The organism is Hymenobacter qilianensis, assembly GCF_014638675.1.
Classification (GTDB): domain Bacteria; phylum Bacteroidota; class Bacteroidia; order Cytophagales; family Hymenobacteraceae; genus Hymenobacter; species Hymenobacter qilianensis.
Genome location: NZ_BMFN01000002.1, coordinates 375,540 through 389,742, shown reverse-complemented (window position 1 = coordinate 389,742; position 14,203 = coordinate 375,540). Strand labels below are relative to the sequence as shown.

The following is a 14,203-nucleotide window of genomic DNA, read 5'->3' as shown; positions in this document are numbered from 1 at the left end:
ATATGTTCTAGTTCGATTATTCATCCAATTCGGCCTCTTCAGGCTGCTCGATGATTTGCTTATATGACTCCTCTACTAAATCCATATCACGGTGCCTTTCCTCTAGAAAATCAGTCATAACCTTGACATACTCCGGGAAAGTCAGCTTCTCAAACCGCAGCCTATAACGGTCACAGAAATCTTCCTTTTGATCAAGGAATATCTGATAAAGCGTGCCCATATAATCAGCGCCTGGAAGCGGTTCCTCGTTAGTAGGAATACGCATGCTCAACCAGTCCCGCACACTGCTAATGATTCCTTCTACTGTGTCGCCGTGAGCACTAGGGTCTTCACCGCCTAAGTCGGTTAAGTATTTCTTGTATTCATGCGCTTTGGTGTCGAGCACTAAATATTCCTTTTCTAAATCGTAGGACTTGCCAAAATACTGGCAGCCAATAAATACCCCTAATTCCAAGGGCATATTATTGCGAGGCTCCTGACCCGATACGCTGCGCGATACATCATGAATACCATAGCGGCACTCACCTATAATATCCAATATGCGTGGGAATCGATAATTCTGTGTACTGGCTTCTAAAGCACAGCGAGCAATAAATCCGGCATGGTGGATGGTAAACACCATGGCGTGAAAAAGAGGTTTGTATTTATCGTCGAAGGGGCAGTTGATGAATACATTATAATCGTATTGCTCATGCTTCCGGCGTCTGGGCGGAGCGGGACGGCGAGTTTTCATCCTACTTCTTCCGTCTAGTATTATCTGCTGACCTCTTTGCTGGACTAGCAGCAGTTGACTTAGCGACTGTTCCGCCTGCCTTCTTCGTACTTGTGCTGCTAGAAGACGAGGCTGTCTTTTTAACCGTTGCTTTTTTGGTGCTTGCTGCGGCGGGAGCGGATTTAGTGGCAGCCGCGATAATGGTTGCGTTCTTTCGCACGGGGCGATTACCATATAACGCCCGATACTCTTCTCGTAAGGTTCCTAGCTTTTTGTCGCTGCGGGCATCTGACCCGTCTGGATTGCGGATAGCACCCTTGGCAAGACCGAGTTTTTTTTCCAGGTTTCCGATTTTGATATCGGACCGGTCTTTACGTGGCATAGAATGGACAAGCGAGCAAGTAGCAGAAGGGCTAAATGTAGCAAATAAACCCGTCCGTTTATCCTGATTTATCTGCTCACGACTTACCCCAAGTCAAAGCTCTCGTATGCCGCCAGCTCGCCGCCATTCAACGCCTCACGGTGCAACCGCCAGTTAGGCATAAACTGATCCAGCAGCCCCCGGAATCGCTCATTATGAGTTCGCTCCAGTAAGTGAATAAGCTCATGCACCACCACGTATTCCAGTAGGTGCGGCGCTACCTTCGCCAGCTCAAGGTTCAGCCAGATGCGGCGCGCCTCAATATTGCAGGTGCCCCACTTGGTCTTCATCAGCTTTACCTGCCAGTCTTGAGCCTGTACACCAATCCGTGGCTCCCATTTAGCCGCTAGCGCAGGCAGCTGATTCTTTAACTGCTCCCGATACCAAGTCTGTAGCACCCGTCCCCGCGCCACTACGTCACTATTGGGCCGTACGTACATCGTCAGGTAGGCATTGCCGCGTAGCTCTATCCGATTAGATCCAGTAGTGATTTCTCGCACTTCCAATCGGTAGCGCTGCCCCCGGAAGTAATGGGTTTCGCCATCCACGTACTGACGTAGGGGTTGTCGCTCCTGATTTTCGAACTTGGCCTGCTGAGCATGTATCCAACTAAGCCGGCCAATCACCAGCCGGCGTACCGAATCATCATCTACCAGTAGGGGGGTAGCCACCCGCACCTTGCCATCGGGCGGAAGCACGGCTAAGTGCACGTTGCGGATGTTCTTACGCACTATCTCTACCTCTATCTCGCCTACTTGCATTGTGCCTGCTATGTCCGTGTTGTGGGTGCTCTTATTTTTAAAATCAATGGCCTGTCAGTACATAAGTTTCCGTTAGGCCCTTGCGCGTAAATAGTTCTTCTTGGCGCTGCGCTGACACCAAGAGTATGTCAATTTCTTGGTCGTTATCATCCCAAAATGGATGGCTAAACAACCGCTCCAGGTAATCGTTCAAGGCTTCCTTTTGAGAATCTGTGATGTCCGACCTATACAGCTTCTTGGTTCTGTCGTCAGTGGTAATCAGGTGCAAGGCTACATTCAGTACGCTTTCTAAGTAGGGAGCCCAGGTCAGCACGGCTCCTTTATGCCAGATACGGCGCACTTTCCGCTGCTCATTAGTCAGACTGGTGCCCTTCGGTGCTGCTATCCAACCCGCTAATTTAGTCTGCTCCACCAGGATGCTAGCTAAAACGCCAAAGTTGCGGGCTTCTTGGTCCCGACGATCTTGGTCCGTGTTAAAGCGTGCTTTAGAGGGTGCTAGATAGAGTACAGCCGGGTATATAGTCTTGTCGAGCAAATCCTGCGTCATAGGCATCAACAGGTCCCGCGAAGCTTCAGCCACGTAGGGCTTGAGTGCTGACATCCCTAACACTGCTGTCTTGATAGAGGCCTTTAGCGCGCCATGAGCTTCTGAGCGTGACATGCCTCGGTTACTCATCATGAATGCCACAAACTGCTCCTCTGTATGAGATTCTACGGGCTTATCTTCTAAAAACTGATCCAGCAAATCCCGGTATATGACCGATAACCTGTCCAGCAGTGTCGAAGTATAAAATGGTACCTGTTTGAGCTTTGAGTGCGCATCCAAGTTGGTGCGCATCAAGGCATCGAACAAGTTCCGCTGCCCGCTCGTCTCTTCTGGTGAGACGTAGATCTTCATATCTACTTCAGTCGCACCGTTTAGCACCTGAGCCGCTAACTTATGCTGACCATCAAACAACCGCAGCCGATTGCCTACTAATCGCGCAATAGAGGGCGCAAGTTGTGGCCGCTCACGCAAGTGGTTGCGCAACTCCACTAGTCGACGATAATCTATTACGCGGGGTTGCAGGCCTTCCTGATCATCGTTTTCCAGCCACCGTACGGGTACGCGGGAATAGAAATACGGTACTTGCAAAATGGGCTCATGATATGTTCCAAAGTTTTTCGTCGTACTTCCTTCTGCTATAACAACGGTGCTATCGTTTACTTGGCAAACCAGCTTGGCTGGCGTTATTTCTTTTAATTGAAATATGTCCTGGAGCTTGATATTGTTCTTCTTCTCCTCAAATAGCTTCTCCAGCCGGTAATTGTCCCGTGCCTCATACAGCGTCTTAATGCCCTTCTTGCGGTTGTATTCCTTCTTCACCACGCGTACGTTCACCAGGTCCGAGGGTCCATCCAGGGCCCACGCCGTTAGGTGGTCGAATTCATAGCTGTCCGTAGCCGCCGCGTCGATGGCTTCCGCCGAGATAAAGCACCGTAGCAGCCCATCTGTGCTACGCTGCTGCTGAACAACCTGATCCTTTTCTCCCGCTGATAGTTGTCGTTTGCTCATGTTTCTAAATTCGTGTAAGTAGATAGCCTGATAAATTCCTATTTGTATTCCCTATGCAGCCGCACCACTTCCAGTAGCTTCTCCGCCGCTTCCTTATCTAGCCCGCAGGCCACTACGGCGTTGCGCACCTCGATTTCCTTACCTCGGTTGCCAATCCAGTTATCCTTTTTCACGTACTGAATGGCCTCGTCAGCCGCCAACGCCAGCTCCTCGTTGTTCTCCAGCTGATTGTAGAGCGCCTTCTTACCCGGTGTATCCAGGGAAGTAGGGTAGGCCGGACCAGTGGCTGACTCCTTCGCTTTCATCTTCCGGCACAGCTCCGTAATCTTCGCTAGGTACTCCTCATACGCTGCTGCTCCTAGCCGCCGCTCCTCTACCAGCGCCTCCAGCAGCTGCGACATGGTCTCGTAGTACTTGGGGTCCGTGGCCGATTCCTGAATAATAAGCCGGCGCACGTTGTTGGCAATGGTTTCCGCCATGGCTTCCTTGCTGGCTCGCATCTTCTTCGGTAGCCCCTTGGTAGCCTCGTCGGCCCCGTACCGCACGATCATCTCAATCAGCCCCAGGTCGTCCAGGTCACCCAGCTGCTCGCTGTCTTCGGCCTTCACGTACATATCCAGCAGCTGCCGCATATCCGGCTCGTAGGCCTTCAGGTCGGGCGCTTCGCCGCTAGCAATCTTCACCGTCTCGCGCAGCTGCTCGTAGTGATTCACCTCGTACTTTACCTGCGTCGCTTCGGCCTCCGTGTAGCCCGCTGCCGGCAGCTCCGCCGCCAGGTCCACGTAGGCGTGCAGCAGGGAGGTGGTGTATTTGTACAGGTCCCGCCGGCGTCCTTCAGTGTTTTTTAGGTCTTCGGCCTTGGCGGGGTTGCCGCAGAAGTAGGCAATGTACTGTTCCTGCGTGGGGTTGGTACCTGCTGGTTCGCAGAGTATCCGCAGCTGCTCCCGCACTTCCTCCAGCCGTTTGCGGCCGGCATCCAGTCGGTTATTCAGCAGCCCCTCTACGTCCTTCTTGTCATATTCGTCGAAGGCGCCCTGAGTGTAGTCGTTGATGGCGTCCTTCAACGTCTCAAACAGGTCCTTGTAGTCGACCACGTAGCCATATTCCTTGTCCTCCCCATCCAGCCGGTTGACCCGGCAAATGGCCTGGAATAGCCCGTGGTCCCGCATCTTCTTGTCGATGTACAAGTAGGAGGCCGAGGGCGCATCAAAGCCCGTCAGCAGCTTGTCCACCACAATGAGCAGCTTCATTTGCGCGGGCTCGTCCACGAACAGCTTTTTCACCCGTATTTCAAAGTCCTCCGTCGATTCCTTACCTAGCATCTTCTGGTAGGTTTCGTACTGCTGCAGCTCGGCCGTGGCCGCACCCGTGCCCAGGCCTTGGCCCTTAGCGTGGCTGATGTGGGGCTCGTAGCTCGTCACGATGGCACACTTCGTAAAGCCATTGCTTACGAATAGCTCATAATACTTGCAGGCCTCGTAGATGCTCCCCGCCACCAGCATGGCATTGCCGCGCCCACTGTGCAGGCGCGGCTTCAGGGTCATGTCCTCGATGATGTCCTTCACGATCACTTCCAGCCGACCCTTCGAGCTGAGCACCTGCTGCATGGTGCCCCACTTCTTCTTCAGGGCCGTGCGGGTGTAGTCGTTCAGGCCGGCCGTTTTGGCCTCAAACCAGGCATCTATCTTCTTCGGTGAGCCAATGTACTGCTCAATGTCGCGCGCTTCGTAGCGCAGCTCCAGCACCACGCCGTCGCGCACCGCCGCGTCCATCTTGTAGGTGTGGATGAAGGGCCCGAAAGTTTCCAGCGTGCTCCGCTTGTCGGTTTTTAGCAGGGGCGTGCCCGTGAAGCCCAACAGCGTTGTGCCCTCGCCCAGCAGCTTCTTCAGGGCCTCGTGCAGCTTGCCCGACTGCGTGCGGTGGCATTCATCTACCAATACCCAGATTTCGCCCTTGGCCTTAAACTCCCGGCTGCCCAGGCCTTCGGCTAGCTCGCGCAGGTACTCCTCGTACCCCGCCTCGTCCTTGCGCCGCCCAAACTTGTGAATCAGGGAGCACAGCAGCCGCGGCTCGGCCTTGTGCAGCTGCGTGAGCAGGTCTTTGCCGTTCTTGGTGCGGTAGATGGTTTCGTTGACGCCCTTAAATACCTTCTCAATCTGCTCGTCCAGCTCGTCGCGGTCCGTGAGCAGCAGCACCCGCGCCTGCGGGCGGGTCTCTAGCAGCCACTTCGTGAGCCACACCATGGTCAGGCTTTTGCCCGAGCCCTGGGTGTGCCAGATCACGCCGCCTTCCTTGCGCTTGGCGTACTCCCGCGCCGCCAGCACCCCAAAATATTGATTCGGCCGGCACAGCTTTTTGATGCCCCTATCAAATATCACGAAGTCGTGCAGCAAGCTTAGCAGCCGCTCCCGGCTGCATAGTTGGGTCAGGTGCTTGTCTAGGTTGTGGGCGGGCTCTTCACCCTCCTCCAGCCATTCCAGGTAGTAGGTGGCCTCGGTGCCGGTGGTGCCATAACGCAGGCCCTCGGTATCGCTGCCGGCCATCACTAGCTGCATGGTCGCGAAGAACGGCTCAATGAACAGCTTCTTCTGGTTGTCCAGGTTCTGCCGGATGCCCTCGTGCACCGATACCGTGCTGCGCTTCAGCTCCAGCACGCCCACGGCTATGCCGTTCAGGTACAGTACCACGTCAGGCCGCTTGCCGTGCGCGCCGGGCCCGGCCGTTACGGTCACTTCCTCGGCTACGCCGTAGTCGTTTTCCAGCGGGGCCTCCCAGCGCACCAGCTTCACCGTCACGTCGGGCTTGCCGGCTTCGGGCTTCACGGGTATGCCGTAGCGCAGCAGCTGGTACACGGCTTTGTTACGCTCGTACAGGCTCACCGTCAGGTTGTCGGCTGCCTGGTGCAGCTTCTGCAACGCGCCCGTCACCAGCACCTCGCTGTAGCCTTGCCGCTTCAGGTAGTTGCGCAGCAGCTCGTCTTCGATGGGGGAGGTGCGCGGCTTGTCTTCCCAATTACCTAGGTACGTGTATCCCGGCAGGTCGCGCAGCAGTTTTACTACCCGGTTCTGCGTGGCCCGTTCCTTGTCGCCGATCTTCATACAAGGCGGAGTTTGCCGGTTAGTAGATTCTGCATCATGCCCTGCTTGAGCAGCTGCGTTTTAGCGTGCTCGGCTTCTAGAGCGGCTAAGTAGGCGTCGGCTTCGCTTAGCACGTCAGCAATAGCTCGCTGTTCCTTCAAGGACGGCGTATTTATGTTGAATAATCTAATTTTTGTCATTGATAAACTAGGCTGGGCTCCTATACTTATATGTTCTTGCATTTCATTAATTCCCAATTCGCTGGTGAAATAATGAAATAAAAACTTTGGCTCTAACTCATGCCTTGCTGTAATCTTTGCAGTATTGGGGCCTAAATGAAACCGGTTATTTTCTTCTATAAGATATACAGGGCCAATAGTGCCAACGTAGGCAAAAACCATATCCCCAATATTCAACTGACTTCTTTTTAGAAATTTAGAAGTTGCTTTCGGAATTGTTTTTATATCAGATAAGTCGAGTTTATTATGTGTAATGTTTGTGCCTCGTATTACAATGATCTCACCCTCGTCTCGATAACTGTTGAAGTACTTAGTGTATTCATAGCCTGCTAACTTGGTTATATCAGCTATATCCCCCAGCCGCTTCACCTTCCATTCCTCCGAAAAACCCCGCAGCCGCTGCTTCCTACTCAGTAGCCCCTGTAGCAGCCCCTGCTTCACGGCCCGCTGTTTCGCCAGCCGAGCCCGTTGCGCCGCCAGCAGTGCATCCATTTCTCCCAGCGCGGCGGCTATGGCTTGCTGCTCGGCAAGGGGAGGGAGAATTATTGGGAGCCTTTTAACAATGCTTCCTGTATAGCTCTGCTGTTTGGTGCCTTGACAAAACTGGAAAGCTAAAGCATCACCATAAAGAACATAGTAATAAAATAGGTATTGAGTGGTTAGTAAATCCTTGATAGGAAATAATGCTAAGCACGACTGATTAGTTGTTGCCTCTGTTCCTAAAATTGCACAACTCCCTCGCGTTCCAGCAGCCTCTAGGCCAGTAATTGCCATTAAAAAAGTACCCTTTGGCAGCAATTTTAAATTGGTTCGCTTTTGGGCCTCTTTAGAAATATGTTCTATGGTATGGGTAATTACATTGTAGTTGAGCTCTCCACTAGTGACCCAATTAATTTTCCCATCGTAATAATGCTTGTGCGCTCTATAAGGTGTAGCACCGCTAGAGAAGCCAGTCATTACCTCGCCAAAAGTCTTTGCTTCCCATTCTTGTGGTATAATCCCCAACTCAGTCAACTTATACCCTGTAGGCACTTGTGTAGCATCCATAGCTCTATTGCAATACTATTTAGTTAGCCGAAAAGCCCAGCGTAGTGAGGTAGCTGTTCACCCGCGCCTGCCGTGCTGCTACCTCGGCTTCCAACGCAGGCAATGGTTGGGCGTAGCGTTGGGCTAGGTCCGTTAGGCTGCGGGCCAGGGTGCCGCTTAGGTGAGCTAGCTCGTGGCTCAGGCCTTGGTGTAGGGTGGCCAGCCATTTATCGTCCACTACCAGCGTGCGTACCTCGTCCGGCGTTAGGGCCAGGTAGCGCTTGGCTAAGCCAGCCTCAAGAGTTGCTTCTGCGTTTTTCAGGTCAGCCTTCGCTACGTCTTCCGCCTCAAAGGCTGCTTCTGCGGCCCGCAACGCTGCTAGTTCTTCCGCATCGGCATCGGCATTGGGGGGCAATTCTTCGTCCACTTCGGCCAAATTTCCGCCCATTGCATCCACGTCAGCAAACAGGGTACCCACGGCCGCCGACCGGCCTCTGCGAGCTGTCCCTTTTAAGCTTTTCGTTTCGGTGGGTCCGGCTGCTTTAAGCCGCTTGCCTATGGCCTTGCGGTCTAGCTTGCCATCCTTGGTGTAGTCGGCCAGTACCGCGTCTTCGGCCCCGTATTCTTCCTCTAGCTCTTCCCGCTGGCGCGTGGCTTCTTCCAGCGCCGCCGAGGCCTCATCCAAGGCTGCTTGCTCGGCTGTCAGGTAGCGGGCAATTACCAGCTCCCGCGGTACCAGCTCACTATTGTAGTGGCCTTTTTTGCTCTTTGTCGTTCGGGCCTTCCAGCCCTCGGCTACCACCGCGTACACGTCGTCCTGCATGGTGGTGGCCCAGTAGTCCATCAGGTTCTGGTACACGTCGTAGCGGTCCAGCAGCGGCAGCTTGGCCAGCGTGTGCAGCAGGTCTTCCGCCAGTAGGGGCAGTAGCTGCTTGGGCTTGGTGTCGGCATTCAGCGCCAGCAGGGTAGCCTGTGCCCGTCCCGCCCACGCGCTGTATGTCGCCTCTATGCTCCGCTGAAACGCCTGGAACTCGGGGTGCTCAAACACGGTGCTGCGCACCGTGTCCGGCGCCACCCTTAGGCTCAGGTAGCCCGGCCGGTCGCCCGGTCCCAGCAGCGCATCGTGCAGCGCCGGGCACACCGCCCAGTACGCCGCCAGCGCTGCCGCGTCGGCCGCTGGAATGCCCCCCCGCAGGTGCGCGTCCAGGTCCTGCTGCACTTCCCCGCCCTGAGCCTCCACGTAGCGCGGAATGTTCAGGTTGTAGCCGTTGCGCTCAATCTCCTCGTAGGGCACCATCCGCGCGTAGCCCGGCTCCTCGCGCAGCTCCCCAAACATATCTACGATACGGTGAATGTCCTGCTCGCGCAGCCGGTTCTTAGGCCCATCCTTGAGAAAGCCCTTACTCGCGTCCATCATGAAGATGCCCTGCCGGTCGGCCGCGCCCGCTTTGTCCAGCACCAGCAAACATGCCGGAATACCCGTTCCGTAAAACAGGTTGGGCGGCAGTCCGATAATGCCTTTTAAATACCCCCGCTGCACCAGGTTGCGCCGGATATCTGCCTCCGCATTACCCCGGAACAGCACCCCGTGCGGCAGTACCACCGCTCCGCGCCCCGTGCCGTTTAGGCTCCGCACAATGTGCAGCAGAAAAGCATAGTCGCCATTCTTCACCGGCGGTACCCCGTAGCCCGTAAACCGCTCAAACGGGTCATGCGTCGTGTCCACGCCATTGCTCCAGGCCTTCACCGAGAAGGGTGGGTTGGCCACTACAAAGTCGTGCGTTTTCAACCCGCCAGCTTCGTTCAAAAATTTTGGGTCAGCCAGTGTGTTGCCTTTCTGAATCTCATGAGTGTTATAGCCGTGCAGAATCATGTTCATCCGGGCCAAGGCATACGTAGCATTATCCATTTCCTGCCCGTAGATGCTTAGCTCCACCGGAGCCTCATCTGCTGCCTTTACTAGCAGAGAGCCCGACCCACAAGTCGGGTCGTACACCGTCTGCGTCGACTTTGTCGCGTGCTCAATGCCAATCACCTTTGCCATCACCCGGCTCACCTCGGAGGGGGTGTAAAATTGCCCTTTGCTCTTACCGCTCTCTGTCGCAAAGTGCTGCATCAGGTACTCGTAGGCGTCACCTAAAATGTCGTCACCGTCGGCTCGGTTGCGGCTGAAGTCTAGCCCCTCCCCCTGAAATATGCCCACTAGCGCCGTCAGCCGATCCACCCGGTCCTTCGGACTGCTGCCCAGCTTCTCCGGATCGTTGAAGCTAGCCACGTCAATAATACCCGTCAGCTCGTTGGCTTTGGCTAGGTTGGCAATGACGACGTCCATACCCTCGCCAATGTGCTTGCTGCCCTTCAGCTTCACCATATCCTGAAAGCTTCCACCTTCGGGTATTACAATCACTGAGTCGTCGCGCCCAGCATACTTGTCACTCACATATTTCACAAAGAGCAGCACCAGCACATAATCCTTGTACTGCGAGGCATCCATGCCCCCACGCAGCTGGTCACAGCTCTTCCACAACGAGCTGTATAGTTCACTTTTCTTAACGGCCATCGGGTAATAATAGAAGTAGTGTCAGATGCAGGCAATTTACCCGGTTAAGTGGGAAAGCCATCAGCTAAAAGTAGTATAGTCGTAGTCAATTTGTGGTATTTGCTACCAACATTGGGACGATTCGCTAACTTCGTTGGCTAACTATCAACTTATTATTTATGTCTGCTCCTTACAAAGCTCCCTTACACTTAGAGCCTGCTTTTAACTGCCCTTTCTGCGGAGCTTACGCCAATCATATGTGGGCCACTGGACTCCAGAAGTATGATAAATCTAGAAATGGTATGGGAAGCCTTATTACGCACATCAATACTGCTCAATGTGTTCATTGTTCTGAGCATTCTATTTGGCTCAATGCAACCATGATCTATCCTTTCGGCGGTGCAGCTCCGCTGCCTAACCCTGATATGCCCGACGATGTGCGCCAAGATTACGAGGAGGCCCGTAGCATCCTCAGCATCTCGCCCCGCGGCTCAGCCGCTTTATTGCGTTTGGCACTGCAACGCCTCTGCAAACACCTTGGCCAGCCCGGCGAAAACATCAACACCGACATCGCTGCCCTCGTCCAACAGGGTTTACCCATCACTCTCCAAAAAGCCCTCGATAGCCTGCGTGTCGCGGGCAATAACGCTGTGCACCCCGGCCAGCTCAACATCTACGACACGCCCGAAGTTGCCACCCGACTTTTTGGCCTGCTCAACATCATCGTTGATAATCAAATCACCCAGCCCCGCGCTATTGCGGAGCTATACGATACCACGGTACCACCCGAAACCCAGGCGCACATCGCCAAGCGTGACACTCCACGTCCAGCTTCTACTAGCGGAGACAGTGTAGCACGCTAGCATCAGGTTTTAGTACACTGTATCAAATCAATAGTGTACTCATTTGCCCCCAGCTAAAAATTACCTGCAACTTCAACACTTTGGAATAATTCGGCATTAGATCACTCCGCTTATTCTCCCCGAGAAGTGCGTTATGATTACCGATGCCTGCCTCGGCCTTGCATGAAACAAAAACTACAATCTCCCGCTCACCAAATTAAAAGATCTCGAAAGCAAGCCCGTGCCCGCCGAACCCGCCCCAGTCGCTTAGCCGCCCGTCGCCATCGGCTTCTCTACGCAACTCAGATGGCGCTTCATCAGCAAAAATTGGTTTTTAACGCGACTATTTTTGCCCCTTCTACTTTATCCTTTGTAGACGAGCCCGCTGAAATGGTGGCTTTCTTAGCTCGATTACGTGCTGTATGCCATCCTAAACAAAAAGTACTGATCAGCTTACAGTATGTCACTCAACTTACTAACTGTGCTCTGTTGCTGCTACGCGCCAAATTGCAAGATGGCGTTAGTTTTACTCGAGGGGCAAAAATATATGTGCGCCCCCCCGAAAATGCCGTTGCATCCCGCGTTTGGAACAACTCATTCTACAAGCCACAAAAACCTGGTGTTGCACAACCGTTGGATCAAGCCCTTATTCTAGGACGCCGCCGAGATTTTCATAAGCAAGTAGAAGTAAAACTTGCTGAAGAATTAGTTCACCGGGCTATGAGGTACTTGAGTGGCAGGCCCGAACCACAGGACCACCATGCTGCTTATCGTACTCTTATTGAATGCATGTCCAATACTTTTAAGCACGCTGACCCCCAAACTGAGGCTACTGAAAACTGGTGGGTAGCCAGCTATCCGCACCCCGGTCCTGGACCTAAGCGCTGGTGCTTTGCTTTTGTAGATAATGGGGTAGGTATTCTCAAGAGCCTCGACATCAAAGGCTTCTTTCAACAGTTGAAACGTGTACTAGGCTTAATTCCTAATTATGAGACGCTGCAATTACTTATGGAAGGTAAAATCGGCTCCAGGCTTGGCTTAAGTTACCGTGGCAAGGGCTTACCAGGAATCTATAAAGAGTTACAGCGAGGACGAATTCATAATCTTGTTATCGTAGCTAACGACACGCGGGCAAACTTTGCTACTCATGAATATGTTACCTTAACCCAATCCTTTAGTGGTACGTTCTTATATTGGGAGCTATCTTTGCCCCCTCAGTCATGAAACTCTCTTCGTCATGAATCCCCTCATCCTCACTGTAGCAACTGAATTCTCTCGCACTCCTGGCGTACGTACGCTCAGCGAAGGCGACTCCTCGGGTGAAGTGTTTCTTAGTCGTTATCTTTATCCACGCTTCATTGAAGCAATGGGTCAGGGTAAAACTTTAGTCGTAAACCTTGATGGAACGGCAGGCTACGCTACGTCCTTTTTGGAAGCCTCTTTCGGTGGCCTCGTGCGCGGCGATGAGGAGCACGGTATTCCGGGCACTAGTTTGCGTACTGTACAGCGTTACCTGCGCTTGGTATGCACCGATGACCCATATTTGCTTGAGGAAATAGGTGAATACATGCAGGATGCTGAAATGGCTGCTGCTTAATGCAGAAGCTTGTGCGGGTGTTACTGTGGCTAGTAATCCTGCTGCTAGGTGCTGACCTGGTCTTATTTTTCCTCCAGTCTGATTTCAAAATTGCGCGTGAGTTAAACCCCGTGGATCTTCTCACGGCGTTGCTCACGCTTTTTCTTGCAGTCTATATTCCTACTCGGCTTGAGCGTCGATTAAGCAGTAAACGTTATGAGCTCGAAGTTCTAATACGTGGTACTGAGCGGTTACAAGCAGAATTTTCAACCATCCGTAACCAAGTTGTGGCTGTTCAAGGTTTAATGACTACCGAGCAGGCCGCCGCCATTGTACAAGGCTTCACAAATGCTAGCCACGGCATCAAAACACTTACCGAATTAAGTAAACTGTGTGAGCGACCTGATCTGGAAGCGCCTTTAGCACAGCTCGAGGTGCGTCGACGATCTTTTAAACGACTTGTTACGGGTGGTGGCTTTCAACGTGACCCAGCCTTTCAATATAGCTCCACTCAATTAGCTGCCATCGATGGCAAGTATTACGACAATGACCTCACATTGTCTAAGCTGATCATCCGAATTAATCGGGCACTTTAAAGCCCTTCTTGTATTACCAACGACTTCCTTTTGCAGGTGGAGCATAAAGGTGACTTCAGACATCTAGGACGCATCATGCTATGCCTGAATCGACTTGCCTAGTTTTCAGATCACGCCAAATTACCCTGTTCTAACTCACATCCGCACCCACCACAGCTACCCCAGCTAGTCGAATACGCCAAGTTTTTGCCCTTTAATTCATTACACAAGTCGCTGTCGTGCCCTTATGTGCGTTACTAAGCTCAGCTACTTGATTGTAACCAAACCGGTTCCTTTGTTTATGTCAGCTACAGGTGGAGATGACAGTGTAAAAGGAATGCGTGATCGATTCAGTGGTAATTTTTAGCAGCTCAACGAATTCGTTCGCCCCGAAGCGTTAGGAATCAAGATTACCGATGATGCAGCCGCGGCTACATTTTCAATTAAGGCCAAATAGCCTCTCAACATCACAATCACTGAGGGTAGGTTTCCATATAAACTCAATGATATGCAAGACATTGAGTAGATGGTTTCTTTTCATAAACTCTAGCGAATTCAGATATTTACTAGTTCTCGAAGAGGTAGATTAAGTGCTTGTGCCAAAGAGGCAAGCACATCCAAGGTAGCTGAGTAACGAGCCGTTTCAATACGATACACCGTCGGCTTTGATATGTCCGCTAGATCAGCCAATTCCTGCTGGCTCCAGCCGCGCTGCTCCCGTAACGTTCGCAAATGGAGGCCAAAGGCTACGAGAACCGCTTGATTTTTCACCCCCGCAAGCTCGGGGTGATCAAAAAATAGCCTGTAATCACATGTGACTATATTCGGGATAGTTACGTACGTTTGGATACGTTTTTAATCCCACCCACTGAAAAGTCTT

General features: G+C 52.8%; 12 protein-coding genes. 4 read left to right on the top strand and 8 right to left on the bottom strand.

Annotated features, from left to right (window positions below; all coding sequences use genetic code 11):
• Positions 1-16: 16 nt before the first annotated feature.
• From IEW06_RS09550 to IEW06_RS09520, 7 genes are all read right to left on the bottom strand, one after another.
• Entirely contained in the window at positions 17-733 is a 717-nt protein-coding gene (locus IEW06_RS09550) for a hypothetical protein (protein WP_187732336.1), read from the bottom strand.
• Position 734: 1 nt separating this feature from the next.
• On the bottom strand, positions 735-1,094 hold the full coding sequence (locus IEW06_RS09545) for a hypothetical protein (protein WP_187734365.1): 360 nt from the start codon (positions 1,092-1,094) through the stop codon (positions 735-737).
• An 83-nt stretch (positions 1,095-1,177) separates the two neighbouring features.
• The gene (locus IEW06_RS09540) at positions 1,178-1,894 is read right to left on the bottom strand and encodes a M48 family metallopeptidase (RefSeq protein WP_188548172.1); all 717 of its coding nucleotides are present in this window, start codon (positions 1,892-1,894) and stop codon (positions 1,178-1,180) included.
• Positions 1,895-1,937: 43 nt separating this feature from the next.
• Complete coding sequence (locus IEW06_RS09535) at positions 1,938-3,449, bottom strand: chromosome partitioning protein ParB (protein WP_187732335.1); 1,512 nt, start codon at positions 3,447-3,449, stop codon at positions 1,938-1,940.
• A gap of 38 nt (positions 3,450-3,487) precedes the next feature.
• The gene (locus IEW06_RS09530) at positions 3,488-6,547 is read right to left on the bottom strand and encodes a type I restriction endonuclease subunit R (protein ID WP_187732334.1); all 3,060 of its coding nucleotides are present in this window, start codon (positions 6,545-6,547) and stop codon (positions 3,488-3,490) included.
• Positions 6,544-7,812, bottom strand: a complete 1,269-nt coding sequence (locus IEW06_RS09525; protein ID WP_187732333.1) for a restriction endonuclease subunit S — start codon at positions 7,810-7,812, stop codon at positions 6,544-6,546. The genes IEW06_RS09530 and IEW06_RS09525 overlap by 4 nt, the downstream gene beginning before the upstream one ends.
• A 19-nt stretch (positions 7,813-7,831) precedes the next feature.
• Positions 7,832-10,351 (bottom strand): type I restriction-modification system subunit M, encoded by a 2,520-nt coding sequence (locus IEW06_RS09520; RefSeq protein WP_188548171.1) that lies wholly within the window; start codon positions 10,349-10,351, stop codon positions 7,832-7,834.
• Positions 10,352-10,710: 359 nt separating this feature from the next.
• Here IEW06_RS09520 and IEW06_RS09515 point away from each other — a divergent pair, with 359 nt between their 5' ends.
• From IEW06_RS09515 to IEW06_RS09500, 4 genes are all read left to right on the top strand, one after another.
• Positions 10,711-11,193 (top strand): DUF4145 domain-containing protein, encoded by a 483-nt coding sequence (locus IEW06_RS09515; protein WP_223284583.1) that lies wholly within the window; start codon positions 10,711-10,713, stop codon positions 11,191-11,193.
• 162 nt (positions 11,194-11,355) lie between these two features.
• Positions 11,356-12,396 carry a hypothetical protein gene (locus IEW06_RS09510; protein ID WP_188548170.1) on the top strand — a complete coding sequence of 347 codons (1,041 nt, stop codon included), beginning with the start codon at positions 11,356-11,358 and terminating at the stop codon, positions 12,394-12,396.
• Positions 12,397-12,409: 13 nt separating this feature from the next.
• The gene (locus IEW06_RS09505; protein WP_187732329.1) at positions 12,410-12,769 is read left to right on the top strand and encodes an STAS-like domain-containing protein; all 360 of its coding nucleotides are present in this window, start codon (positions 12,410-12,412) and stop codon (positions 12,767-12,769) included.
• Complete coding sequence (locus tag IEW06_RS09500; RefSeq protein WP_187732328.1) at positions 12,769-13,344, top strand: hypothetical protein; 576 nt, start codon at positions 12,769-12,771, stop codon at positions 13,342-13,344. Before IEW06_RS09505 ends, IEW06_RS09500 begins: the two co-directional genes overlap by 1 nt.
• A 534-nt stretch (positions 13,345-13,878) precedes the next feature.
• Here IEW06_RS09500 and IEW06_RS20995 read toward each other — a convergent pair.
• Positions 13,879-14,094: a helix-turn-helix domain-containing protein gene (locus IEW06_RS20995; protein WP_187732327.1), complete on the bottom strand. Its 216-nt coding sequence runs from the start codon at positions 14,092-14,094 to the stop codon at positions 13,879-13,881.
• Positions 14,095-14,203: the final 109 nt, after the last annotated feature.

What these genes read in the sequence shown, in the direction of transcription:
- IEW06_RS09550 (WP_187732336.1), bottom strand. Translation starts at nt 733, where the DNA reads ATGAAAACTCGCCGTCCCGCTCCGCCCAGACGCCGGAAGCATGAGCAA.
- IEW06_RS09545 (WP_187734365.1), bottom strand. Translation starts at nt 1,094, where the DNA reads ATGCCACGTAAAGACCGGTCCGATATCAAAATCGGAAACCTGGAAAAA.
- IEW06_RS09540 (WP_188548172.1), bottom strand. Translation starts at nt 1,894, where the DNA reads ATGCAAGTAGGCGAGATAGAGGTAGAGATAGTGCGTAAGAACATCCGC.
- IEW06_RS09535 (WP_187732335.1), bottom strand. Translation starts at nt 3,449, where the DNA reads ATGAGCAAACGACAACTATCAGCGGGAGAAAAGGATCAGGTTGTTCAG.
- IEW06_RS09530 (WP_187732334.1), bottom strand. Translation starts at nt 6,547, where the DNA reads ATGAAGATCGGCGACAAGGAACGGGCCACGCAGAACCGGGTAGTAAAA.
- IEW06_RS09525 (WP_187732333.1), bottom strand. Translation starts at nt 7,812, where the DNA reads ATGGATGCTACACAAGTGCCTACAGGGTATAAGTTGACTGAGTTGGGG.
- IEW06_RS09520 (WP_188548171.1), bottom strand. Translation starts at nt 10,351, where the DNA reads ATGGCCGTTAAGAAAAGTGAACTATACAGCTCGTTGTGGAAGAGCTGT.
- IEW06_RS09515 (WP_223284583.1), top strand. Translation starts at nt 10,711, where the DNA reads ATGATCTATCCTTTCGGCGGTGCAGCTCCGCTGCCTAACCCTGATATG.
- IEW06_RS09510 (WP_188548170.1), top strand. Translation starts at nt 11,356, where the DNA reads ATGAAACAAAAACTACAATCTCCCGCTCACCAAATTAAAAGATCTCGA.
- IEW06_RS09505 (WP_187732329.1), top strand. Translation starts at nt 12,410, where the DNA reads ATGAATCCCCTCATCCTCACTGTAGCAACTGAATTCTCTCGCACTCCT.
- IEW06_RS09500 (WP_187732328.1), top strand. Translation starts at nt 12,769, where the DNA reads ATGCAGAAGCTTGTGCGGGTGTTACTGTGGCTAGTAATCCTGCTGCTA.